This is a genomic window from Bacillus sp. 1735sda2 (genome assembly GCF_024159245.1).
Lineage (GTDB): Bacteria > Bacillota > Bacilli > Bacillales > Bacillaceae > Bacillus > Bacillus pumilus_O.
Genome location: NZ_JAMYWZ010000001.1, coordinates 3680484 through 3701693, shown reverse-complemented (window position 1 = coordinate 3701693; position 21210 = coordinate 3680484). Strand labels below are relative to the sequence as shown.

Here is a 21210-nt window from a genome sequence, read left to right as displayed (position 1 = left end):
GATGGCGCATTTCTACATTGGAGATCGCAAAGTGGGGGATGGTGCGCCTGTCTTTATCATTGCAGAGGCAGGCATTAACCATGATGGGAAGCTGGATCAGGCGCTTGCTTTAATTGATGTGGCAAAAGAAGCAGGTGCCGATGCAGTGAAGTTTCAAATGTTTCAAGCTGATCGGATGTATCAAAAGGAACCGGGTTTATACGAAACAGCCAAGGGAGAAGAGGTGTCCATTTTTTCCTTAGTCGAACAAATGGAGCTGCCGCCAGAATGGTTACCGGTGTTATTGTCACGCTGCGCGGAAAAAGGGCTGCTCTTTTTAAGCACAGTGTGTGACGAGGAATCTGCGGATTTATTAAATCAAACCGATCCGCCAGCTTTTAAACTGGCATCCTATGAGATCAATCATTTGCCTCTTTTACGTCACACAGCTTCTTTTCAAAAGCCCATCATTTTCTCAACTGCCGGCGCCACTATTGCAGATGTTCATGAAGCATATGAGGCGATTACAAGCGAGCAAAACGATCAGGTCGCCATCATGCATTGCGTGGCAAAGTATCCAGCACCTAGAGCTTTCACGAATCTTCGTGTGCTCCAAACCTTAGCCTCCGCTTTTCCTGAGGCGGTCATCGGCTTTTCTGATCATAGTGAACATCCTACTGAAGCTCCTGTTGCTGCTGTGAAACTTGGGGCAGCCATGATTGAAAAGCATTTTACAATAGATAAGACACTTCCTGGCGCCGATCACTCCTTTGCGCTCGATCCAGAAGAATTAAAGGAAATGGTTCAGCATATTCGAACGGCGGAAAAGAAGCGAAATCAATCAGAAACTGATGCTCATTCTGTGTCAGAGGATCTCCTTGGCAGTTCTTTTAAAACGACAACAGCCATTGAAGGGCAGATTCGTGAATTTGCGTATCGAGGGATTTTTACGACAAGAGGGATTGCAAAGGGCGAGACATTGACCGAAGAAAATCTAGCCGTATTACGTCCAGGACAAAAAAGCCAAGGTCTTCATCCGCGGTACATGGAGATTTTACTGGGGGCAAAAGCTGTCAGAGACATTCCAGCCCATACAGGGATTTCGTGGAAAGATGTGCTCATGCAGGAGTCTGCAAATGATCAATGATGTGCTCTTTGTCATACAGGCTAGAATGGGCTCAACAAGACTGCCAAAAAAGGTGATGAAGCCGATCGGTGGTATGGCATTGATCGATTTTATCGTTGAACGGGTAAAGCAATCAGACCATTACAATCACAAAACGCAAAACCTCATGATCGCCACAACAGTCGAAGCAGAAGATGATCTATTGGCTCATTATTGTTTATCAAAGGGCTATAAGGTATTTCGTGGCAGTGAGATGGATGTATTGCAGCGCTTCGCAAAGATAGCTCAACATTTTGAACCACAAATCATTGTACGTTTAACGGGAGATAATCCATTTATAGATCCAGAGCTTTTGTCGAAAATGCTTGAAGAACATAAACAGAAGAAGGCGGACTACACGTATACGACCGGAACACCACTCGGTATTTCCGGGGAAATGATCAACGCAACTATTTTACGTGAAATCGACAATTTTCCCCTTACGCAACCAGAGCGTGAGCATGTCACGCTGTATATCCGAAAGCACCCTGAGCAATTTCAACTGCAATTATTCACACCGCCCAAAGAACTCGCATATCCTGCTTATCGATTCACGATTGATACAGAAGAAGATTACGTATTTGCCACCCGTTTACTTGAAAAAGCCGGTGGGTCTAATGCGGTGCCTACAGCTGAACTCATCACCATTTGTGAACAGGATCCTGATATGGTTCGGTTGAATCAATTTGTGAAGCAGAAGGATGCTGAATGAACAAAAAAATCATGATTGTTGTGTACGGTGGTTTTTTAAGAGGAATGGGGCATGTCGTTAGAATGAAACGGCTGGCAAAGGAACTGATTCAAGAAGGAAACGACTTGTATTTCTATACAAATGAACAGGTTTGTGTAGAAATGCTCTCGCATTCAGCGTGGCATGTTCATTTGGTGAAGGAATCAAATGTAATCCTTCAGATAGAGCAGGACATAAAAGAGATAAATCCTGATCTTCTGTTGATCGATGTCCTTCATTGTGAACTTCAGCTCCTTCGATCGATCAAAGCATCCTCCAGCAATGCAAAATTGGTCTTATTTGAAGAGGAAAGAACAGAAGCTTGCCAGCTTGCTGATGCTGTTGTAAACGGCATTTATGGTGGACTGGATGAAAAGCACCTGCAAGTAAATGGCACGGACTACTTTTATGGAACACCTTATTTATTGTTAGATCACGAGATCAGCAAATTAAAAGACACATATGAGGTTCGCAAAGAATGTAAGAAAGTAGTGATCAGCCTTGGAGGCAGTGATCCTGAAGGGTTATTAACAAAGGCTGTATCAGCACTTCGCGAAGCCGGCCATTTACACATTCTAGCGGTTACAGGAAAAGCCTCTCGCATCGAAGAAAAAATCAAGGCTACACATATTCAATTCATTCGCCATACGGATCAATTATCTGCCCATCTTGCCGAAGCCGATCTAGCGATTGTTGCTGGTGGGATGACGTTATATGAGGCCGTTTGTATCGGGGTGCCTAGCATTGTCCTTTCACAAGTAGACCACCAAGCAGTAACAGCCACTCGTTTTGCACAAAAGGGAGCCTGCTATCATCTTGGGTTAGGTCGCCTTGTGGATGAAAAGGATATATGGCGTGCTGTTCGAAGGCTGTCCGGTAGCTATTTTCTCCGTAGGAGCATTCACCTTAATGGACGGTCACTCATTGATGGAAAAGGAACCGAACGAGTGAAAAACATTCTTATATACCTCATGAATCATCACCAAAAAGAACATAAGGATGTGTAGATGTGAAGGGAGTTATTTTAGCAGGAGGAAAGGGATCACGACTGGCACCCTTAACAAAGATTTTCAATAAACATTTATTGCCGGTTGGCCCATATCCGATGATTTATTGGTCATTGTTCAAATTGAAAGAAGCGGGAATTTTAGATGTCATGGTCATATCACAAGCAGAACAAATCCCGTTGTTTCAAAAACTGCTTGAAGGTGATCAGGAACTTGGGATGAACATCGTGTATCAAGTACAGCCTGAAGCTTCTGGAATTTCAGACGGTTTGTCCTATGCAAAGCCATTTGTAGAAGGTGAAAAGTTTGTACTCATGCTTGGTGATAATGTATTTGAAGATTCTCTGAGCCCTTTCGTTGACGCCTTTCAGCGGCAAGAAAGCGGTGCGAAGGTTTTGTTGAAAGAAGTGACAGATCCAAAGCGGTTTGGCATTGCAGAAATTGATGCCGTCCACCAACGAATAGTATCAATTGAGGAAAAACCGGAGCATCCGCGTTCATCCTACTGCGTCACGGGTATCTATTTTTATGATCAAGAAGTCTTTCAATATATTGAGAAAATCTCGCCATCAGATCGAGGCGAATTAGAGATTACAGATGTAAACAATCTCTATATCTCAAATAGTCAGCTGACCTATGATATGTTAAAAGGGTGGTGGATTGATGCAGGAACACATGAATCTCTCCACCAAGCATCAACGAAAATGTTTGAAACGATGAAGAAAAAAGAGGGATACGAATGACGAAGTCTTATTTAATTACAGGCGGAGCGGGATTTATTGGACTGAATTTTGTGAAGCTGCTGCTTCAGGAAACAGATGTCCGGCTCACTGTTTTTGACAAGTTAACATATGCCAGTCATCCAGAAGAGATGGATGAATTATTAAAGCTGTCTCATTTTCGTTTTATTCAAGGAGATATCACCCTTCAACATGAGCTGGATCAAGCGTTTGATGAAGTCTATGATGCTATCATTCATTTTGCAGCGGAATCCCATGTTGATCGCAGTATTGAATCGGCAGAGCCGTTTATTCAAACAAATGTGCTCGGCACTTATCGTATGCTGGAGGCAGTCTTAAAAGGAAAGGCGAAAAAGCTTATTCATATTTCAACAGACGAAGTATATGGAGATTTGGAGCTAGATGACCCAGCTTTCACAGAACAAACACCACTTTCACCGAATAATCCTTATTCTGCAAGCAAGGCAAGTTCAGACCTGCTTGTGAAATCTTATATCCACACTCACCAATTACCCGCCATGATCACAAGATGCAGCAACAACTACGGACCATATCAGCATGAAGAAAAATTAATACCGACGATTATTAGAAAAGCAATCAATGGAGAAAAGATCCCGATTTATGGGGACGGCCAGCAGATTCGCGATTGGCTGTATGTTGAGGATCATGCGAAAGCTGTAAAGCAGGTCCTTGAAAACGGAACAGCTGGGCAAGTGTACAATATCGGCGGTGGCAACGAGAAAACGAATCTTGATTTGACCAAGACCATTCTGACGCAGCTCGGGATCAGTCATGACCGTATTGCGTTTGTTGAAGACCGAAAAGGACATGACAGACGGTATGCGATTGACGCCAGTAAACTAAAACGAGAGCTTGGCTGGACGCAGTTGACGTCATTTGAAGCAGGTATTGAAAAAACGATCAATTGGTATCGTACCAAATATGATCAGAGCGAAGAAGGGTGACGGATGAAAGTTTTAATCACCGGTGCAGGCGGGCAACTAGGGAAAGAATTGAGCAGACAGCTCAAGGAGAAAGACATCACCGTCATTGCCTTAACGAGAAGCATGCTCAATATCGCAGACCAGCAAGCAGTCAGACACGCAATGAGACATTTTCGACCTCATATTGTTGTCAGTGCAGCAGCATATACCTCTGTAGATCAGTGTGAAACAGAAACGGAAAAGGCGTATCTTGTTAATGGCATTGGCGCCTACTATACAGCGCTTGAGGCTAAAAACATAGGGGCTGATGTGTTACATGTCAGTACAGATTATGTGTTTGACGGGCAAGCAGATACGCCTTACAAAGTTGATGCACAAGCAGATCCTCAAACCATTTATGGAAAAAGTAAAAAGCTTGGTGAGGAATTGATTCATCTTGTATCAGACGAAGTGAAAATCATTCGTACCTCGTGGCTATACGGACATGAGGGACAAAATTTTGTGAATACCATCCTTCGGCTCGCAGAAACAAAGGATCAATTGCGCATCGTGAACGACCAAATAGGTTCACCTACTTATACAAAGGATGTCGCAGAGGCCATCATTCATTTGTTTGATCAACAGGCAGGAATTTATCATGTCAGTAACAGAGAAAGCTGTTCCTGGTTTGACTTTGCGTCAGAAATTGTGGCAAAAAGCGGCCTGTCTACGACCATTGAGCCAATTTCCACGGAAGAGTATGGATTCCAAACGCCTCGCCCAGCCTATTCTGTATTAGACCTTCAAGCGATTGAAGCTACAGGTTGGCAGCCGAGACATTGGAAGGATGCGCTTCATGAATATTTGCAGAAAGAAGGGAGATGGCATCAGCATGATTGATGGTGTACAAACGAAAAAACTCATGAAACATTGTGATGATCGCGGCTTTTTTGCAGAGCTCATTCGAGATGATGAGCCATTGCTGAAACGTTTTGGGCAGGCATCGTGGTCGAAAAGCTTTCCAGGAGTGATCAAAGCCTTTCATTATCATGAAAAGCAAGATGACGTTTGGTTTTTCCCAGTAGGTCATGCTCAGGTCGTTTTATACGATTTGCGTGAGGACTCTCCTACAAGGGGGCAAACCGATGTGTATTATATGGGGGAAGATAATCCAATGCTACTCCTTATCCCAAAGGGTGTCGCACATGGTTACCGGGTACTAGGTGAGACACCATTGCAAATTGTGTATTTCACGACAGAATCCTATGACCCGAAAAACCCAGATGAAAAGAGAATCGCTTGGAATGACGAGACAATCGGATTTGATTGGGAAACGACATTTAAATAAAGAACAGAGACCTTTCGCAGGAGAAAGGTCTTTTTTTGTTGAAATACATTCTATAAGTGTCATTTTATGTATTTTTATAAGTTGAGCAGAAAAGGGATGTGGATGAGTTTGTCTAAAAGAATTGCATTTGTAACAGGGGCAAGTACAGGGATTGGAAAGGCAATCGCCATAAAGCTTGCCGCCCAGGACCATATAAAGGTCATCATCAATTCTAGAAATCAATCCTCACTAGAAGATACGCGGCAGCACATTGAACGTATGGCAGAAACAAAGGAGCCGGTGTCTCTTTTCTGTGGCGATATGTCACATGAAGGAGTGCGAGCTGAGGCCTTTGCGGCAATACATAAAGAGTTTGGCAGACTGGATGTGTTGATTAATAACATTCCAGGAGGGAAGCCAGATACTTTTGATTCATGTGAAAGCGAGCAGATGCTGGCAGCATTTTCTCAGAAAGCTCTTGCGTACATTGATATGATGAAACGCGCGGCAGTGATGATGAAAAGACATGAATATGGACGGATCATTCAAATTGTTGGGAACCTTTGGAAGGAACCTGGTCATCAAATGTTTACGAACAGTATGATGAATGCAGCCATCATCAATGCTAGTAAAAATGCAGCCTCGCAGCTTGCACCTTCAGGGATCACAGTGAATTGTTTAAACCCGGGATTTATTGCTACAGATCGGTATGAACAATTTATCGAAAACATGATGCGTGCGCAGTCATTATCACGCGAAGAAGCTGTACAGGCTGTTGCATCAGGGATCCCGATGCAAAGAGTAGGTTCAGCGAGTGAAATGGCTTCATTGGCGACATTTATTGCATCAGAGGAAGCCTCTTATGTCACTGGACAACAAATATCTGTCGATGGTGGTTCGATGAAAAGTATATAAATATGAAAAACCCGCTATATGCGGGTTTTTTGATGAAAGCAAATCGGCAGGATATGCAGCCGATCGATAAAAAGGGCAAGCTGTTCAATTGGCGCCACCATTGAGATGCGGACATGACGTCTTCCGTGTGTGCCAAACACACCCCCAGGGGTCACGACGACATCTGCATGCTCGAGTAAATAGTCGGCAAAGGTATGGGAATCCTCGAATTCATCAGGAATCGGTGCCCACAAATAAAAGGCGCCGGCTGGACGTTCAATGGTCCAGCCAAGCTGCTTCTCCGCTTGACGGATGAAGAAAGCCATTCGCTCAAGGTAGACTTCTTTCAAAGATTGAATATGAGAGTTATCACTTTGTAAAGCGACGGTGGCGGCATGCTGAAATCCACCATACATACTGACAAATACATGATCTTGGAAAGCGTTAATGGCATGAATGATGTCCTCATTGCCTACAGCAAAAGCGACTCTCCATCCTGCCATATTGAATGTTTTGGATAAAGAATATAGTTCCACGCCTACGTTTTTTCCAAGAGGAGCTTTTAGAAAGCTTATAGGTTTTTGCTCGTAATGAAAGGAGCCATAAGCAAAATCATGAATCACATGAAGACCGTGAGTAGAGGCAAATGCCGCAGCCTCTTCAAAAAAAGCCTCATTTGCCACCGCACCTGTTGGGTTATTCGGATAATTTAAGAAAAGGACCTTTGCCTTTTTTAACACGCCTGGATCAATTGATGAGAAATTCGGCAAATAGCCATTTTCCTCTTCTAGCCGGATGCAGTATGGCTTTGCATCTGCCATTAAGATACCTGAATGATATTCTGGGTATCCAGGATCGGGGACAAGGGCAATGTCCCCTGGATCAAGCAGACACTGACTCATTACATAAAGGCCTGTTTTTCCTCCAGTGAAAAGGGCAATTTCCTTCTTCGGGTCAACCTCGATACCGAATTCCTTTCTGTAGAAATCCGCAATGGCTTGCTTGAAAAAGTCAAAGCCTCTAAAAGGTGCATATTGCTGAAATGGCAAAGAGCCTGCTGCTTCTTGAAGGGCACTCACAATATGTGCAGGGGTCGGAAGATCGGGATTTCCCTGACCAAGGTTAATGATGTTCGCTCCCTGTAGTGTTTTATGCGCTATTTTCTCAAACACGGTTCCAAATTTTTGTTCTGGCAGCCGTTCAATCATGTTAGATGGTAAGATCTTCACCACGATATCCTCTCTTTCTTATCCCTTCACTAATTCATCCATTAACTGAATGGATGCCTGCTTTTGAATGTTACGGATGGAGGCGGCAACATCCTGAGATGACGACCCTTTTAATTCAAGAGACACGATGCCATTAAAGGCTTCAAATAAAGACAAATCGACAAAAGTTCCTTTAGGAGGAGTGGATTCACTGATGATGACAGTATCTCCAACTAAAGTGTCCTGCGGAATATACACATGATCAATGGTGATGTGTGTGACCTCAGGTGGAATGTGTCCGCTCTCTTTGAAATGCTGAGGGTATAAATGACAATCTGCTACATAATGCGTATGACCAGAAAGTAGTTCTTTTGGCAAATCAGCTTTTTTTCCATCGACTAATACATCAATGAGCAGCTTGGCCATATCGACCCCAAAGACTTTTTTGATATTCGGAATCATATTCCAGCCAGCAAATCTAGCTGCTGATTCAATTAATCCAGTTTCCCGATGTTTCATAAGCTTGATCTCTGTATGAGTGGCGCAGTTTTCAAGTCCTAACCCCTCATTTGCTTTTTTTGCTGCCTCAATGATGAGGTGCTGCGCTTCATTGTCTAGGATCGACGGAGTGATATGAGCTGTTTCTGTGAATCCGACTTGAGGGGTCTTATCATGAATGACAAATGGGATATATTCTCCCTCAACAACTAATCCTTCTACACTGACATAATCAGAATAGCCGTCGTCTTGATACCAATCCTCGTAAGAACCCTCTAAGTACGTTTCAGCGACAAACGGTGCATCATACGTCACAGCGTTTGGAACGGGGATGGTTTGCAAATAGGATTGTACGCGTAAAAAGAGATCATCACTGCCGGCACGATCATGAAAAAGGGTCACGCCAATGGAGCTTGCTAAATATGTAGGCTTTAAAATAAGCGGTGTCCCGATATACTCAATAGCTTGCTGAAAATCAGCTAAAGTTGTGACAGGCTTAGTTTTCACTGCTTTGACCCCAGCCTCGTTGAATGCAGCCCTCATTTGGCTTTTATCACGCGCTAATTCAGCTGCCTTTACCCCGGCGCCGCGCAGCCCAAGTCGCTCTGCAGCTTTTGCCATTGGTGCAATGAATAATTCATTATTGGTGGTAATCGCATCTGCTTTGAAAAAGGAAGCGACACGAACGAGGTCATCGACCACCTCTTCCTCTGATTTCAGATAATCATCATGTGCCCAATAAATCGAATCAGGGTGTTCAAAAGAAGGATTTGTATCAAAATAATCCCGATCTTTGATGACCGCAATAGAGTATTTTTCGATTAGCTCAGCGTGTCCCTTTGTAATAGCAAAGGGTCTCGGGATATAAGAAACGATATGATACGATGCAGCCACGCTTTCATAAAACATATGGGGGGGGCATCCTCCCAGATCAGCAATGACAAGTACGGTTTTTTTACTCAATGAAAGCACTCCTTTTTATCTAGCGGTGTAACCGCCATCTGCTGTGACAACACTTCCAGTCATATAGCTGGATAGATCAGAGGCGAGAAACAGCATGACGCCCGCAATTTCTTCTGGTTTTCCGAGACGACGTAATGGATTCACCTTTGCTTTTTCCTTCTTAACAACCTCAAGACTTTCTGAATGATTGTCTACAAAGGATTTTTCATTTAATGGCGTATCAATAATACCTGGAGCGATACAGTTCACCCTGATTTGATGGGCGGCATAGTCGACCGCCATCGATTTGGTCAACTGGATGACACCGCCCTTTGTTGCGTTATAGGCAGGGATGTCAGGCCAGCCGACAAGACCTCCGACAGATCCAGTATTGATGATACTTCCGCTTTTCTTTTCAAGCATATGTGGCAAAGTATGCTTACTCATGAGAAAGACACCCGTCAGGTTGACCTGCACAATGTGATTCCAATCCTCTAGCGTCATCTCGTGAACAGGCGAGACGATTTCAATGCCTGCATTGTTAATCAGTACATCGATTGTTCCAAACTGGTTCAGCACAGACTGAACGGTTTTTTGACAGTCAGATTCATTCGTAATATCTGTTTTGAAAAACGCAAGATGCTCGTGCGGTAATGATTCAACGAGTTGTTTGCCGCTTTTTTCATTGATGTCGGCCACTGCGACTATTGCTCCGTGCTCAAGGAAAAGCTTGACTGCGGCAAGCCCAATCCCCGATGCACCTCCTGTAATCAAGACGACTTTTCCGGCAAGGTTCATTTCTTCACCTTCGACTCTTTTGGCTTCAACCGATTATAGCGGGGAGGAAAGAAGAGATTAATAGATTTTGAGGCTTCCGGCTTTGGATTTATCGCCCCGTGATCTTCCTTAGGGTCACAGAAGTAGGTAGTACCAAATGCCATTTTCTCTGTAAAGCCTTCAATGGTCATATCATAACCTCCGCTGATGCAAATGCCGATTTGTTCATTACGGTGTTTGTGAAAAGGCATTTCTCCGCCATTTCCAGGAATGTTGGCAATCATGAGCTCCATCCAATCCTCAACAAAGAAGGTCACTTCCATGCCAGGTAGTAAATCCCGTGTTTTGAAAATGTCTAAGAAATAAGTAGGAGGCGCTGTGTATTCCTCGCCATCTTTTAATCTTTTAATATCAATAGCAATCACTTCTTCATCTGTTAGGTTAGAAGCGCCGTGAGGGATAAAAGGTGGTGCGATATAGGCTGATTCTAAAGGGGTGAGTAATTGGATCGATGGGCCGACCGTCATTTGAAGCTCGCCTTTTAATACGATGCCGATTTGTGCTTCGGGATGCTCGTGAGGTTCAATGATCGTGTGAGGAGGGACGTATGAGATTAATACTTCCGTATCACCTCTGACTGTGGAATATTGTGTGACACCATTCTCCCATTCTATTTTCTTGGCTTGTGGAAAATATCGTTCTTGCGTCTTTTGTTCAGTTTGCATATTATATCTCTCCTTTTCCGAATATGGACCAGCTCATAGGGATGCTTTTAAACGTTCGAACGAAGGTGAGGCCATATGTGGCTCTGGCTACCTCATTGGTTAAAGCGAAATCAAATTCGCCGTCTCTTACTTTTTGTGCGGCAGTACTTGTTGAATTGACTAGCTCAAATTCAGCATTTTGGTGAATGAAATATTGAATCAAATTGACAGGTGCAGGGTGAGAGACAATTTTTAAATGGTGGAGCATTTGTTCATGAAATGGAAAATCTGGTCTGACAGCCAAACCGTACATGGGTGTGTCACATCTGAAAATTTGTAAAAGCTGTAGGTCAGGTCTCATGTAGAAGTGTTTGATTCCTTCGTATGCGTGTGGAACGAGAGTGTATTGGAGTGCGTGAGAGAGAGTATGTTCAATGCAAGTTTCGAACGAGTCGTAAAGGGATAGTTTCGTTTGAGTGCCGAGTGTAGTGGTGGAATGAGAGATGAAATGTTTTGCTGCGTATTCACTGCTTGTCCCCTTAGGGCCTAGTGTATTGACTGTAAACATCTTAGGTGAAACGATGGGCTCTTCTTTGAAATGAAAAACATCATTCTTTAAGATCATGTTTACCATCCAATCTTTTTCAAATTTTTACTAGATTATAAAAAATAAAATTGGCAATTGTCAACAAAATTTATAAAAAATGTATTTTATGATGATATTAAAAATTGATCTAAAAAACTGCACATACCTTGATGTGCAGTGGGTGGAGCTTACGTTTCAATTGTGTTTTTATGTTTCTGCTGTAAGGTTCGTTCACGTTTATAGCTGACGAAGCTAATAAGAAAACCAACGAGCGTAATGAGAGCACATAGAAGCCCTACCGTATGATAGCCGAAATGGACATAGACTGGTCCCATCAGAGCGGAACCAAGCATAACGGCAAGATTTGACGCAAGGCTGTAAAATGCCATCACTTTGCCTCGGTGGGTTTGGGAGCAGTCACTTAAAACAGTGCTCAAAAGCGTGACAGATAAACTTTGCATGGCACCCCAAATAAATAGGGCAAAAATCAGCAATGTCCATGAGAAAGGAGCATAAGGAAGTAAGGCGAGAACGAGTGTAATGCCGCCCAGCACAAAAAATAGAGAACGAGTTTTGCCAAACCAGTCTGCTAATTTCCCTGTAAATACACTCATAGAAAAGCCGACGCCATAAGCCATGATCAGAAGGCCAGCGGTTGATTGTCCTCCAGAAAACAAACTTTGCAAATACGCTCCTAAAAATGAGTACATGCCATAAAATCCAAGCATATTACAAAATGTCACAGTCAAATAGGCGGGGACACGATCAATTTTTAAAGCTCCCCATAAAGAGCCGGCTTTCTCCTTAGCTTGAGGTGTTCCTGTATTCGCTGTGGCGGTTTGTTTACGAGATTCAAGGATGACGAGTAGCAGGACAAAGAGACTCATGAAGGCGAAAATCCAAAAGGTCCATCGCCAGTTTAAACTCTGCCCGATGAAGGCGCCAATTGGTACACCAAGGACAAGAGAAAGAGACCAACTCGACACAATGAGTCCCATCACTTTGCCTCGATACTCATAAGGCACCCGGTCGCCCACAAGCGCATAGGCTGTTGGCACAAATACACCGGTCGCAAGCCCAGAAATAGCACGGCCGGCAAAAAACACGGCCAAATTCGGGGCAGCCGCACACATCACGGTCCCAATCAAAAAGAAAGAAAGACCGATGATCAGACATAGCTCCCTTGAATACCGGTCCCCTAAAGGAACAAGCAGTGGGGCTCCAACCAGCACAGCTAACCCATAAATGCTGATGGAAAGAGCGAGAATATCAAGAGAGTGCTGAAAGGAGTTTGATAAATCAGGTAGCAGTGGTGAAATCACCAGTTCTTCCGATCCCGCCGCAAAGACGCCAAGTGTCAGCGCAATGGCAAGTGTGATGGGAAATGTTTGAGAAGCCTGGCTGTCTAAAGATTCTTTCATCAGGTGATCCCTCCATACTTGCTTTTTCATTCAATTCCGTTAAAATAAATTCTACCATTATTTAGTTTTATTTTACATTTCGCATCATAAGTATTATCATAAAATACTTTTCAAATGGAACGATTTTTGGATAGGAGAGGTACGAATGAAAATCACCGATGTTGATGTGCATATTTTAAATGAATTGAAAGAAGATGCCCGCTTATCTATGAGGGAATTGTCCAAACGAGTCAATTTATCCGCCCCTGCGGTAGCAGAAAGAGTGCGTAAATTAGAGGATGCAGGGATTATCGAAGGGTATTCGGTTCAGGTGAACTATAAAAAATTAGGGCTTATGATTGACTGCCTGCTGGAAGTCACAGTGCTAAACGGGGAGTATCAACGTTTTGTGGCTTTTATGAATCAGCACCCACGCGCTTTTTTTGCGTATCGAGTGGCAGGGCAGTCATGCTTTTTCATTAAGCTGTCAGTCGCGTCCCTTGAAGAAATTGAAGCCTTTATTCAGGCAGTGTCTGGGTTTACAAAAACCGTATCTCATATCGTCTTATCCGAGCACTCCTTTTCCCACCCAGTTCAGGAACGTGTGAAACAAATAGAAGAGCCAGAAATGACCGTGATGAAATAAAAAGGACCTGCCTCAGGTCCTTTTTGTACGTCTGTCTGACTGATCGCTCATGATTGTAATGATGAGTCCAATGAAGGTTACAGCTGCAGCAAATAACGGTACAAGCTGTAAATGTGTAAGCTCGATAGCAAGACCGCCAAGCGCTGCACCGCCGGCATTCCCGATATTAAAGGCAGAATGACTAAGCGTTGATGCGAGTGTCGGTGCTTCATGTGCCATGTTCATTGTGCGATATTGCAATGTAGGAACAAGAATAAATGAAATGATTCCCCACACAAAAATGGTCAGCACAGCAGGCACTTTGAATTCTGAAGTGATTATAAACAATAATAGGACAGCTATCAGCAGAATCAGTGACACGATAATACTTGGCATCAGCTTCCAGTCGGCAAGCTTTCCACCAACTAAATTTCCGATGGTGACCCCAAGTCCGAAAAGAACAAGGATGAGCGTCACCCCATTTTCCTGAAAACCAGTCACTTGTAGCAGGATCGGGCTAATATACGTAAAAGCTGTAAATACACCTGCAAAACCAAAGATCGTCATTGCAAAGGAGACGAGTACTTGTGGCTTTTTCAAAACAGACACTTCATTTCGAATATCCAGTACTTCTTCCTTCGATTGATTGGGTACTAAGCTGATGATACCGATTAAGGAAATGAGTCCAATGACGGCAATGACGAGAAATGACATACGCCAGCCGAATTGATTTCCAATGAAGGTACCGAACGGTACACCCAGTACATTGGCGACCGTCAGTCCTGTAAACATGAAGCTGATCGCACTTGCACTTTTCTCCTTAGGCACAAGCCGTGCCGCCATGATCGCTCCGACACCAAAGAAGGTCCCGTGAGCAAATGATGTTAAAATACGTGCCGCCATTAATAGACCATAAGAGGTTGATACAGCAGCGACAGCATTTCCCGCCACAAACAGGATCATTAATAAAATGAGAAGACGTTTCCTCGACATTTTCCCAGTCGATAACGTTAAAATAGGTCCGCCAACTGCCACACCAAGTGCATATCCAGTAATCAGCTGCCCTGAAGCAGAGATAGATACATTAAGGTCGTTAGCAACGTTTGGTAAAAGTCCCATAATAACAAATTCAGTCATGCCAATCGAAAACGCACCGAGCGTTAAAGCAAAAATAGCGATGGGAAAGTTTTTCATGATGTGATCACCCTTCTAAAAAAATACATAAAAAGGCTTCGGAAAGATCCGAAGCCTTAAGAGTTTATCATACATGAAAATAAGACGCCAGCTGCTCGTTTGCTAATCGGTTTCCGACAAAGAAGGAACCGAATTCGCCGTAGCGTGCACTGACTTCATCAAAGCGCATTTCATAAACCAATTTTTTGAATTGAAGCACATCGTCAGAGAATAGAGTGACGCCCCACTCATAATCATCAAAACCGACGGAGCCTGTAATGATCTGCTTTACTTTTCCAGCATAGCTTCGGCCAATTAAGCCGTGGCTTCTCATAAGTGATTTACGCTCATCCATGGAGAGCATGTACCAGTTGTCATTGCCGGAACGTCTTTTATCCATTGGATAGAAGCACACGTATTGAGAAGAAGGGAGCTCTGGGTATAGACGCGCACGTACATGCGGGTTCTCGTAAGGATCTCCGCCATCTCCGCCTCCTGCTAAGTAGTTGCTAAGTTCAACAACTGAAACGTACGAATAAGCTGGGATCGTAAACTCTGCTAGTCGTGTCTTGTTGAATTCAAGTTCAATTTCACCCAGTTCTTCCATGGTTGGACGCAAAATCATGAGCATAATATCTGCTTTTTGGCCGACAATACTATAGATTGTTTGGCTTCCAGTCTTATCGTGCTCAGCTATTTTCCATTTTTCTAATAGACCTGTGAACTCATGAAGAATCGCTTGACGCTCATCACTTGTCAGCAGCTTCCAAGCTGTCCAGTCAAAGGTTCTAAAATCATGTAGTGCATACCAGCCGTCTAGTGTTTGAGCTGCTTCATTGGTTGTATGTTGTTCGCTCATTTATTTCACTCCTATTAACAGTTTTCCATCTGTTCCAACTATAACATAGTTTGTCCAAATGAAGATGTGATCAAAACTTGAACGGCGAAGTGAGTTATTATGGAAATTGATTTAATTAGTTTGAAAAATAAGAATTTAATTTGTAAGCGCTATAATGTAAGTTGGTAGTTTGAATTTATGTAGAAGAAGAGTATGCTTAAAAAAGAACGCTTTTTTTGTAAAATCAAGGAGGGTATATAAGTGGCAGATATTTTTTCAACAGTTCAGGAAAAGGTTGCAGGTAAAGGAGTAAAGATCGTTTTTCCTGAGGGAATGGACGAACGCATTCTAACAGCCGTTCAAAAACTAGCAGATGGCAAAGTCTTGCAGCCAATTGTTGTAGGTAAAACACAAGAAGTTGAAGCAAAAGCAAAAGAATTAGGTCTTACACTTGATGGTGTTGACGTGTATGATCCTCATACATATGAAGGTTTTGAAGAGCTTGTACAAGCTTTCGTCGAAAGACGTAAAGGCAAAGCAACAGAAGAGCAAGCAAGAAAAGCATTACTAGATGAAAACTACTTTGGTACGATGCTTGTGTACAAAGGTCTTGCACACGGACTTGTGAGCGGTGCAGCACATTCAACTGCTGACACAGTACGCCCAGCACTTCAAATCATTAAAACAAAAGAAGGCGTAAAGAAAACTTCTGGCGTCTTCATCATGGCTCGTGGCGAAGAGCAATATGTGTTTGCTGATTGTGCAATCAACATTGCACCAGACAGCCAAGATCTAGCTGAAATTGCCATCGAAAGTGCAAACACAGCCAAAATGTTCGACATCGAACCACGTGTGGCAATGCTTAGCTTCTCTACAAAAGGCTCAGCAAAATCAGACGAAACAGAAAAAGTATCTGAAGCAGTTCGGATTGCAAAAGAAAAGGCACCTGAGCTTGTACTTGATGGAGAATTCCAATTCGATGCAGCTTTCGTTCCTTCAGTAGCAGCGAAAAAAGCACCAGATTCCGTTATTAAAGGCGATGCTAGCGTATTTGTTTTCCCTAGCCTAGAAGCTGGAAACATCGGCTACAAAATTGCACAGCGCTTAGGTAACTTTGAAGCTGTAGGTCCAATCTTGCAAGGCTTAAACCAGCCAGTAAACGACCTTTCAAGAGGCTGTAATGCCGAAGACGTTTACAACCTTGCGCTTATCACAGCAGCTCAAGCACTATAAAATAGTATCATCGTTAAAGCAGTCAGCGCGATAGATTCGTGTTGGCTGTTTTTTTATATTGGTCAAATGTGTACAATAAAGAGAGATAAAGTCGATAGGATGGGCAGGTGCTAAAATGGAGGATTTAATACATAAGCTTCAGCATAAGGTCGCAGAATTAACCGATGCACAGAGGAGAATTGCAGATTATATCGTACAACATCCAATGGAGGTCGCTTTTTTAACTGTCGATAAACTGGCGTCAAAAGTCGGGACGAGTACAGCAACCATTATGCGATTCTCTGCTGCTGTGGGGTATTCCGGTTTTTCTGAGTTTCAAAAAGAGCTCCAATCAGCTATGAAGCATAAAGCCGATCCTCAAACGAGACTTGAAGCGAATCTTAAGCATTCAAATAAGAGTCAGCTCCTGCATAACCATGTAGAACTGCAATTTCAAAATATCCAGTACGCCTTGGACAATATCACGGAAGAAACCTTTCAGCAAATTGTTGGGAAAATAGCTAGCGCGCGCCATGTTTTGTGTACAAGTGTCCGAAGTGGAAGGCCTGTTGGCGAATACATGTCGTTCGGAATCAATCGGCTATTAGGCAATTGCCAGTATATTGATGCAGATCAAAGTGACTGGGTGGATGATTTGGTTCATTTCAACTCAGGTGATTTCATTATAGCTGTCAGCTATCCGCGCTATGCAAAGCGTATGAAGGATTTGATGGAAGCAGCGAAGTCTTATGGGGTGGAAGTGCTTTTAATCACAGACAGCTACAGCTCACCACTAACTAAATATGCACAATATGTATTACCATGTTCCTCAGCAAGTGTAGGCTCTCATAACTCTGTCGTATCTGCTATCTTTATCGTCGATTTCATTTTAAGTGCATTAGCGATGAATGATCCAGAAAGAACCAAACCACGTTTAGATCAAATCAATCATATGTTAACGAAAATGAGTTATCACACAACACATTAGTCGTGTGATAACTCATTTTTTATTTTTTTTGAAAGCGCTTTACTATTTGAAAATGAGGTGGTATGATCATATCACAAAAGTAATATATATTACTTTAAATTAATTAAATGTAATGGATATAACTCAAAGGGGATGATGGAAACAATGAGTACTGTTCATTTCGTGTCAAATGATCTTATAGCTAGGGCAAGAAAGCTTAACTCGACCTTGCTGTCAGACGTGATGGGATGCACCGGCGCGATGGATCATCAAATCAAACCAGTTGCGAGAGGCATGAATATCGTCGGCACAGCTTTTACCGTGAGCTTACGGCCAGGGGATAATTTGTTTCTTCACCAAGCGATTTATTCTGCGCAAGTAGGCGATATACTCATCGTTGATGGGAAAGATCATAAGGGTCATGCATATTTAGGGGAATTGATGGCAGGTGCTGCAAAGGCTGTAGGGATAGAAGGAATCGTGATCGACGGTCTTGTCCGCGATAAAGTCGCTTTAGAGGAATTAGCTTTTCCAATCTATAGTAAGGGATTCATGCCGAATGGACCCTTTAAAGATGGACCTGGTGAATTGAATGAAATCATCTCGTGTGGAGGGGTCAAAGTATCACCAGGTGACTTGGTCGTTGCAGATGATGATGGAGTAGTGATTGTCCCGAAGGAGAAAGCAGAAGTGATGCTGTCTCTGGCTGAAGAGAAACAAGCATATGAACATCAAAGATTAAAAACCATTCAACATTATATAAGCGAAGAAAAGCAGGATATCAGTCTCCTAGCACCTGCATGGCTAGAGGGCAAAATGAAAAAATTCCAAGGATAGGGGGGATCTGTGATGAAGATAGGCTTTATCGGTTATGGAGAAGCGGCATATGAGCTGTCAACGGGATTGAAAACAGAAGGATTAAATCATTTTTATGCGTATGATGTACTATTACAGAATGAGAAACTAGCTGGAACAATCCAAGAAAAAGCAGCTCGTACAGGCGTAGAATTAACAAATAATGTGAATGAAGTCATTGAGAAATCTGACATTATCATTGCGGCTGTGCCAGCGAATAAAACCTTAGAAGTGGCTCAATCGGTATTAGGAAGTTTGAAAAAAAATCAAGTATATGTGGACGTATCGGCATCAACTCCAGACATCAAAAAACAAGTGGCAGACGAAATGAAAAAGCAAGAAGCTCTATTTGTAGATGCCGCCATGCTAGGACCTCTCCCAGTTAACAAACACAAGGTTCCGATCACGGCAAGCGGTAGTGGAACAGATCGATTCATTGAATTAACGAAAGAATACGGTATGAATATTACAAAAATCAGTGATCAGCCCGGAGATGCTTCAGCCTTAAAGCTAATACGAAGCATTTATATGAAAGGGATTGTCGCTTTACTCATTGAATTTTTGGAAATTTCTAAAAAATATAATGTCGAAGATCAAGCAATTTCTTCACTTAGCGAAACGCTGGACAGCAAAAGTTTTGAAGAGACGATGAATCGTCTTGTAACAGGAAGTGCCTTACATGCAAAAAGGCGAGCGATCGAATTACTTGGCTCTATTGAAATGCTGGATTCAGCTCATATTGATGCGAGCATGTCACGGGCAGCACAACAGAAGCTAGAGAAATTAGCAGACTTTCAATTCGTTGAACGGTTTAATGGGGAAAAACCCGCCAGCTGGGAAGAAGTCATTGATGTGATGCAGCAAGGGTGATGTAAGCGTTTTATTATATGAAGGGGAGGCGAAGAAACGACATGGGTTTTATTGCATTGATTGTATTCATAGCCGTCATCATTATATGGAATGTCATCGTGAAACGAAATATGGGAGAAGCCATGCTGTTAGGCTTTATTGCAACCACTTTGTTTGGTGGAATGGATGCGCTTAGACTGTTTTGGGATGGTTTACTATTTGCATCCACTTATGAGGTGCTTTATGCAGCCGTTGCGTTTGTATTCATGGCTTATTTAATCGAGAAGCTGGAATTAATTCACGCACTCTTGCGCATCCTGAATTCGGTCATCGGTAGACTTCCAGGTGGCGCAGCTTATATGAGTACGTTAGGTTCAGCAGTGTTAGGTGCTCTTTCAGGTTCAAATTCTGCAAACACAGCCGCCACTGGCTCTATTACGGCTTCTTGGATGATTAAATCAGGATGGAGCCGAACCCATACGGCCACGATTCTAGCCGGGAATGGCGGACTTGGAGCCGCGCTGCCTCCAAACTCTTCTATGTTTATCATGCTCGGCTTTGCACCAGTTGCAGCCCTTGTCTCTGAAGGTGATTTATATATTGCTCTTTTAATAGGAGGACTGTATCAAGTCATATACAGGTTTATTTTGGTGTATATTCTGGTGAAAAAAAATAAAATCCAAGCGATGCCGCCAGATGATATTGTTCCCTTTGGAGAAGCTGTGAAACAGGGATGGAAATCGATTTTTATTTTTTTCGGTGCCTTGATCCCGATCATCATCACAATTGGTCCGCTGGCAAACTACTTAAAAAGTAATCCAAATATTGGACTAGAGGCCATGGATCAAATTTCTTTAATTACGTGGATTCCAATTCTCATGATGCTGATTAGTTTAACAATTGGAAGAAAAAAGGCGTCTGCACTAGATTGGTCTCAGTTTTTCAAGTCGGCCATTCCTAAGTTTACAACGATTGGGGCCTTGATGCTGTTTGCTGTTGCTGCTAGTCAGGTGCTTGCTGAATTAGGACTCGCAGAAGATTTGACGCAAATCACATCAGTACTTGCCATTCCGAAGTGGCTTATGGTGCTCATTGTTGGTGTTCTTGTCACGCTGGTGGCTGGACCATTATCTTCAACTGCCACATTAACAGCTGTTGGACTTGTCTCATTTTCAGCTTTAATCTCAGTCGGAGTAGATCCGGTTGTCGCAGTTGTCGCCATTCTAGCCTTTTCATCAACAGAAGGCGCTTCCCCGCCTGCATCAGGATCCATTTTCATCGCCTCTGGTCTTGCAGGAGCCCGTCCGGAGAAAACATTTATTCCGCTCATTCTTTACTATATGCTGCCGATTGTAGGAATTGGCTGGCTCATCGGAATGGAAATACTTCCAGTATAGAAAGGAGTCCCACATGAGAGCATTGATGGAATGTTTATTTAAAGTGCTGCTTGTCCTTTTCTTAACGTCAGGTACCATGTTGGTATTCGGTCAAATACTTGGGATTCTCTTGCAAAATGGAGATTTGATCATAGCAATTACGAACCTATTCAAAAATCCAACACTGGTGTTAAGCGCTTTTTTTAGTCTTGTCGGTTTTTCTCTTCATTATATTCCTGAAAAGAAAGATACATCATTAAGCGATCAACCATCAGCATCAGCTGGTGATTCGGTCAAATAAGCGTCAAAAGCTGGATTCAGTTGGTGAATTCAGCTTTTTTGTGCGTGTGGAATAGGTATAAAAACCCAATACCGACGATTCATTTTTCGTTGAATTCGTTTTCAATCATATGCCTCTTGTGCTAGGAAATGGTA

Annotated in this window: 23 protein-coding genes; 15 read left to right on the top strand and 8 right to left on the bottom strand. The window is 42.9% G+C overall.

Annotated elements, in window-relative coordinates; all coding sequences use genetic code 11:
• Position 1: 1 nt before the first annotated feature.
• From NKR21_RS19385 to NKR21_RS19350, 8 genes are all read left to right on the top strand, one after another.
• A complete protein-coding gene (locus tag NKR21_RS19385) occupies positions 2-1126 on the top strand; it encodes an N-acetylneuraminate synthase family protein (RefSeq protein WP_012011640.1) in 1125 nt (374 codons plus the stop codon).
• Positions 1116-1856 (top strand): cytidylyltransferase domain-containing protein, encoded by a 741-nt coding sequence (locus NKR21_RS19380; protein ID WP_012011639.1) that lies wholly within the window; start codon positions 1116-1118, stop codon positions 1854-1856. Before NKR21_RS19385 ends, NKR21_RS19380 begins: the two co-directional genes overlap by 11 nt.
• On the top strand, positions 1853-2881 hold the full coding sequence (locus tag NKR21_RS19375; RefSeq protein WP_012011638.1) for a PseG/SpsG family protein: 1029 nt from the start codon (positions 1853-1855) through the stop codon (positions 2879-2881). The genes NKR21_RS19380 and NKR21_RS19375 overlap by 4 nt, the downstream gene beginning before the upstream one ends.
• 2 nt (positions 2882-2883) lie before the next feature.
• Entirely contained in the window at positions 2884-3624 is a 741-nt protein-coding gene (locus NKR21_RS19370; RefSeq protein WP_012011637.1) for a sugar phosphate nucleotidyltransferase, read from the top strand.
• On the top strand, positions 3621-4586 hold the full coding sequence (gene rfbB / locus NKR21_RS19365; RefSeq protein ID WP_106029496.1) for a dTDP-glucose 4,6-dehydratase: 966 nt from the start codon (positions 3621-3623) through the stop codon (positions 4584-4586). Before NKR21_RS19370 ends, rfbB begins: the two co-directional genes overlap by 4 nt.
• A gap of 3 nt (positions 4587-4589) precedes the next feature.
• Complete coding sequence (rfbD, locus tag NKR21_RS19360) at positions 4590-5444, top strand: dTDP-4-dehydrorhamnose reductase (RefSeq protein WP_144455291.1); 855 nt, start codon at positions 4590-4592, stop codon at positions 5442-5444.
• Positions 5437-5892: a dTDP-4-dehydrorhamnose 3,5-epimerase family protein gene (locus NKR21_RS19355; protein WP_088002438.1), complete on the top strand. Its 456-nt coding sequence runs from the start codon at positions 5437-5439 to the stop codon at positions 5890-5892. The genes rfbD and NKR21_RS19355 overlap by 8 nt, the downstream gene beginning before the upstream one ends.
• Before the next feature lie 102 nt (positions 5893-5994).
• A complete protein-coding gene (locus NKR21_RS19350) occupies positions 5995-6786 on the top strand; it encodes an SDR family oxidoreductase (protein WP_301287579.1) in 792 nt (263 codons plus the stop codon).
• A gap of 14 nt (positions 6787-6800) precedes the next feature.
• Here the strand turns inward: NKR21_RS19350 and NKR21_RS19345 are convergent, their stop codons facing one another.
• From NKR21_RS19345 to NKR21_RS19320, 6 genes are all read right to left on the bottom strand, one after another.
• Positions 6801-7994 (bottom strand): pyridoxal phosphate-dependent aminotransferase, encoded by a 1194-nt coding sequence (locus NKR21_RS19345; protein WP_186299613.1) that lies wholly within the window; start codon positions 7992-7994, stop codon positions 6801-6803.
• An 18-nt stretch (positions 7995-8012) separates the two neighbouring features.
• Complete coding sequence (bacD, locus tag NKR21_RS19340) at positions 8013-9434, bottom strand: alanine--anticapsin ligase (RefSeq protein WP_144455297.1); 1422 nt, start codon at positions 9432-9434, stop codon at positions 8013-8015.
• A gap of 15 nt (positions 9435-9449) precedes the next feature.
• The gene (locus tag NKR21_RS19335) at positions 9450-10211 is read right to left on the bottom strand and encodes an SDR family NAD(P)-dependent oxidoreductase (protein ID WP_012011630.1); all 762 of its coding nucleotides are present in this window, start codon (positions 10209-10211) and stop codon (positions 9450-9452) included.
• Positions 10208-10915, bottom strand: coding sequence for a 3-((4R)-4-hydroxycyclohexa-1,5-dien-1-yl)-2-oxopropanoate isomerase (gene bacB, locus NKR21_RS19330; RefSeq protein ID WP_144455299.1), 708 nt, complete (start codon positions 10913-10915; stop codon positions 10208-10210). The genes NKR21_RS19335 and bacB overlap by 4 nt, the downstream gene beginning before the upstream one ends.
• A 1-nt stretch (position 10916) precedes the next feature.
• Positions 10917-11519 carry a bacilysin biosynthesis protein BacA gene (locus NKR21_RS19325; protein WP_088002983.1) on the bottom strand — a complete coding sequence of 201 codons (603 nt, stop codon included), beginning with the start codon at positions 11517-11519 and terminating at the stop codon, positions 10917-10919.
• 149 nt (positions 11520-11668) lie between these two features.
• Positions 11669-12901, bottom strand: coding sequence for an MFS transporter (locus tag NKR21_RS19320; protein WP_088002986.1), 1233 nt, complete (start codon positions 12899-12901; stop codon positions 11669-11671).
• A 145-nt stretch (positions 12902-13046) separates the two neighbouring features.
• On the opposite strand from NKR21_RS19320, the gene NKR21_RS19315 reads away from it, so the two are divergent.
• A complete protein-coding gene (locus NKR21_RS19315; RefSeq protein WP_041816025.1) occupies positions 13047-13526 on the top strand; it encodes an Lrp/AsnC family transcriptional regulator in 480 nt (159 codons plus the stop codon).
• Positions 13527-13538: 12 nt separating this feature from the next.
• Here NKR21_RS19315 and NKR21_RS19310 read toward each other — a convergent pair whose 3' ends face one another.
• Entirely contained in the window at positions 13539-14699 is a 1161-nt protein-coding gene (locus NKR21_RS19310) for an MFS transporter (RefSeq protein WP_144455302.1), read from the bottom strand.
• Positions 14700-14766: 67 nt separating this feature from the next.
• Positions 14767-15537, bottom strand: a complete 771-nt coding sequence (gene hemQ, locus NKR21_RS19305) for a hydrogen peroxide-dependent heme synthase (protein ID WP_012011624.1) — start codon at positions 15535-15537, stop codon at positions 14767-14769.
• A 240-nt stretch (positions 15538-15777) separates the two neighbouring features.
• On the opposite strand from hemQ, the gene pta reads away from it, so the two are divergent.
• The 6 genes from pta (at position 15778) to NKR21_RS19275 (ending at position 21076) form a co-directional block, all read left to right on the top strand.
• Positions 15778-16749 (top strand): phosphate acetyltransferase, encoded by a 972-nt coding sequence (pta, locus tag NKR21_RS19300; protein WP_144455304.1) that lies wholly within the window; start codon positions 15778-15780, stop codon positions 16747-16749.
• Between the two features lie 115 nt (positions 16750-16864).
• The gene (locus NKR21_RS19295) at positions 16865-17716 is read left to right on the top strand and encodes a MurR/RpiR family transcriptional regulator (RefSeq protein WP_088002994.1); all 852 of its coding nucleotides are present in this window, start codon (positions 16865-16867) and stop codon (positions 17714-17716) included.
• Between the two features lie 144 nt (positions 17717-17860).
• Positions 17861-18532 (top strand): RraA family protein, encoded by a 672-nt coding sequence (locus NKR21_RS19290; protein ID WP_144455306.1) that lies wholly within the window; start codon positions 17861-17863, stop codon positions 18530-18532.
• 12 nt (positions 18533-18544) lie between these two features.
• On the top strand, positions 18545-19420 hold the full coding sequence (locus NKR21_RS19285; protein ID WP_088002999.1) for a prephenate dehydrogenase/arogenate dehydrogenase family protein: 876 nt from the start codon (positions 18545-18547) through the stop codon (positions 19418-19420).
• Between the two features lie 41 nt (positions 19421-19461).
• A complete protein-coding gene (locus tag NKR21_RS19280) occupies positions 19462-20796 on the top strand; it encodes a TRAP transporter large permease subunit (protein WP_144455308.1) in 1335 nt (444 codons plus the stop codon).
• A gap of 13 nt (positions 20797-20809) precedes the next feature.
• Complete coding sequence (locus NKR21_RS19275; RefSeq protein WP_144455310.1) at positions 20810-21076, top strand: hypothetical protein; 267 nt, start codon at positions 20810-20812, stop codon at positions 21074-21076.
• Positions 21077-21210 lie beyond the last annotated feature (134 nt).

What these genes read in the sequence shown, in the direction of transcription:
- NKR21_RS19385 (WP_012011640.1), top strand. Translation starts at nt 2, where the DNA reads ATGGCGCATTTCTACATTGGAGATCGCAAAGTGGGGGATGGTGCGCCT.
- NKR21_RS19380 (WP_012011639.1), top strand. Translation starts at nt 1,116, where the DNA reads ATGATCAATGATGTGCTCTTTGTCATACAGGCTAGAATGGGCTCAACA.
- NKR21_RS19375 (WP_012011638.1), top strand. Translation starts at nt 1,853, where the DNA reads ATGAACAAAAAAATCATGATTGTTGTGTACGGTGGTTTTTTAAGAGGA.
- rfbB (WP_106029496.1), top strand. Translation starts at nt 3,621, where the DNA reads ATGACGAAGTCTTATTTAATTACAGGCGGAGCGGGATTTATTGGACTG.
- rfbD (WP_144455291.1), top strand. Translation starts at nt 4,590, where the DNA reads ATGAAAGTTTTAATCACCGGTGCAGGCGGGCAACTAGGGAAAGAATTG.
- NKR21_RS19355 (WP_088002438.1), top strand. Translation starts at nt 5,437, where the DNA reads ATGATTGATGGTGTACAAACGAAAAAACTCATGAAACATTGTGATGAT.
- NKR21_RS19350 (WP_301287579.1), top strand. Translation starts at nt 5,995, where the DNA reads ATGAGTTTGTCTAAAAGAATTGCATTTGTAACAGGGGCAAGTACAGGG.
- NKR21_RS19335 (WP_012011630.1), bottom strand. Translation starts at nt 10,211, where the DNA reads ATGAACCTTGCCGGAAAAGTCGTCTTGATTACAGGAGGTGCATCGGGG.
- bacB (WP_144455299.1), bottom strand. Translation starts at nt 10,915, where the DNA reads ATGCAAACTGAACAAAAGACGCAAGAACGATATTTTCCACAAGCCAAG.
- NKR21_RS19325 (WP_088002983.1), bottom strand. Translation starts at nt 11,519, where the DNA reads ATGATCTTAAAGAATGATGTTTTTCATTTCAAAGAAGAGCCCATCGTT.
- NKR21_RS19320 (WP_088002986.1), bottom strand. Translation starts at nt 12,901, where the DNA reads ATGAAAGAATCTTTAGACAGCCAGGCTTCTCAAACATTTCCCATCACA.
- NKR21_RS19315 (WP_041816025.1), top strand. Translation starts at nt 13,047, where the DNA reads ATGAAAATCACCGATGTTGATGTGCATATTTTAAATGAATTGAAAGAA.
- NKR21_RS19310 (WP_144455302.1), bottom strand. Translation starts at nt 14,699, where the DNA reads ATGAAAAACTTTCCCATCGCTATTTTTGCTTTAACGCTCGGTGCGTTT.
- hemQ (WP_012011624.1), bottom strand. Translation starts at nt 15,537, where the DNA reads ATGAGCGAACAACATACAACCAATGAAGCAGCTCAAACACTAGACGGC.
- NKR21_RS19295 (WP_088002994.1), top strand. Translation starts at nt 16,865, where the DNA reads ATGGAGGATTTAATACATAAGCTTCAGCATAAGGTCGCAGAATTAACC.
- NKR21_RS19290 (WP_144455306.1), top strand. Translation starts at nt 17,861, where the DNA reads ATGAGTACTGTTCATTTCGTGTCAAATGATCTTATAGCTAGGGCAAGA.
- NKR21_RS19285 (WP_088002999.1), top strand. Translation starts at nt 18,545, where the DNA reads ATGAAGATAGGCTTTATCGGTTATGGAGAAGCGGCATATGAGCTGTCA.
- NKR21_RS19280 (WP_144455308.1), top strand. Translation starts at nt 19,462, where the DNA reads ATGGGTTTTATTGCATTGATTGTATTCATAGCCGTCATCATTATATGG.
- NKR21_RS19275 (WP_144455310.1), top strand. Translation starts at nt 20,810, where the DNA reads ATGAGAGCATTGATGGAATGTTTATTTAAAGTGCTGCTTGTCCTTTTC.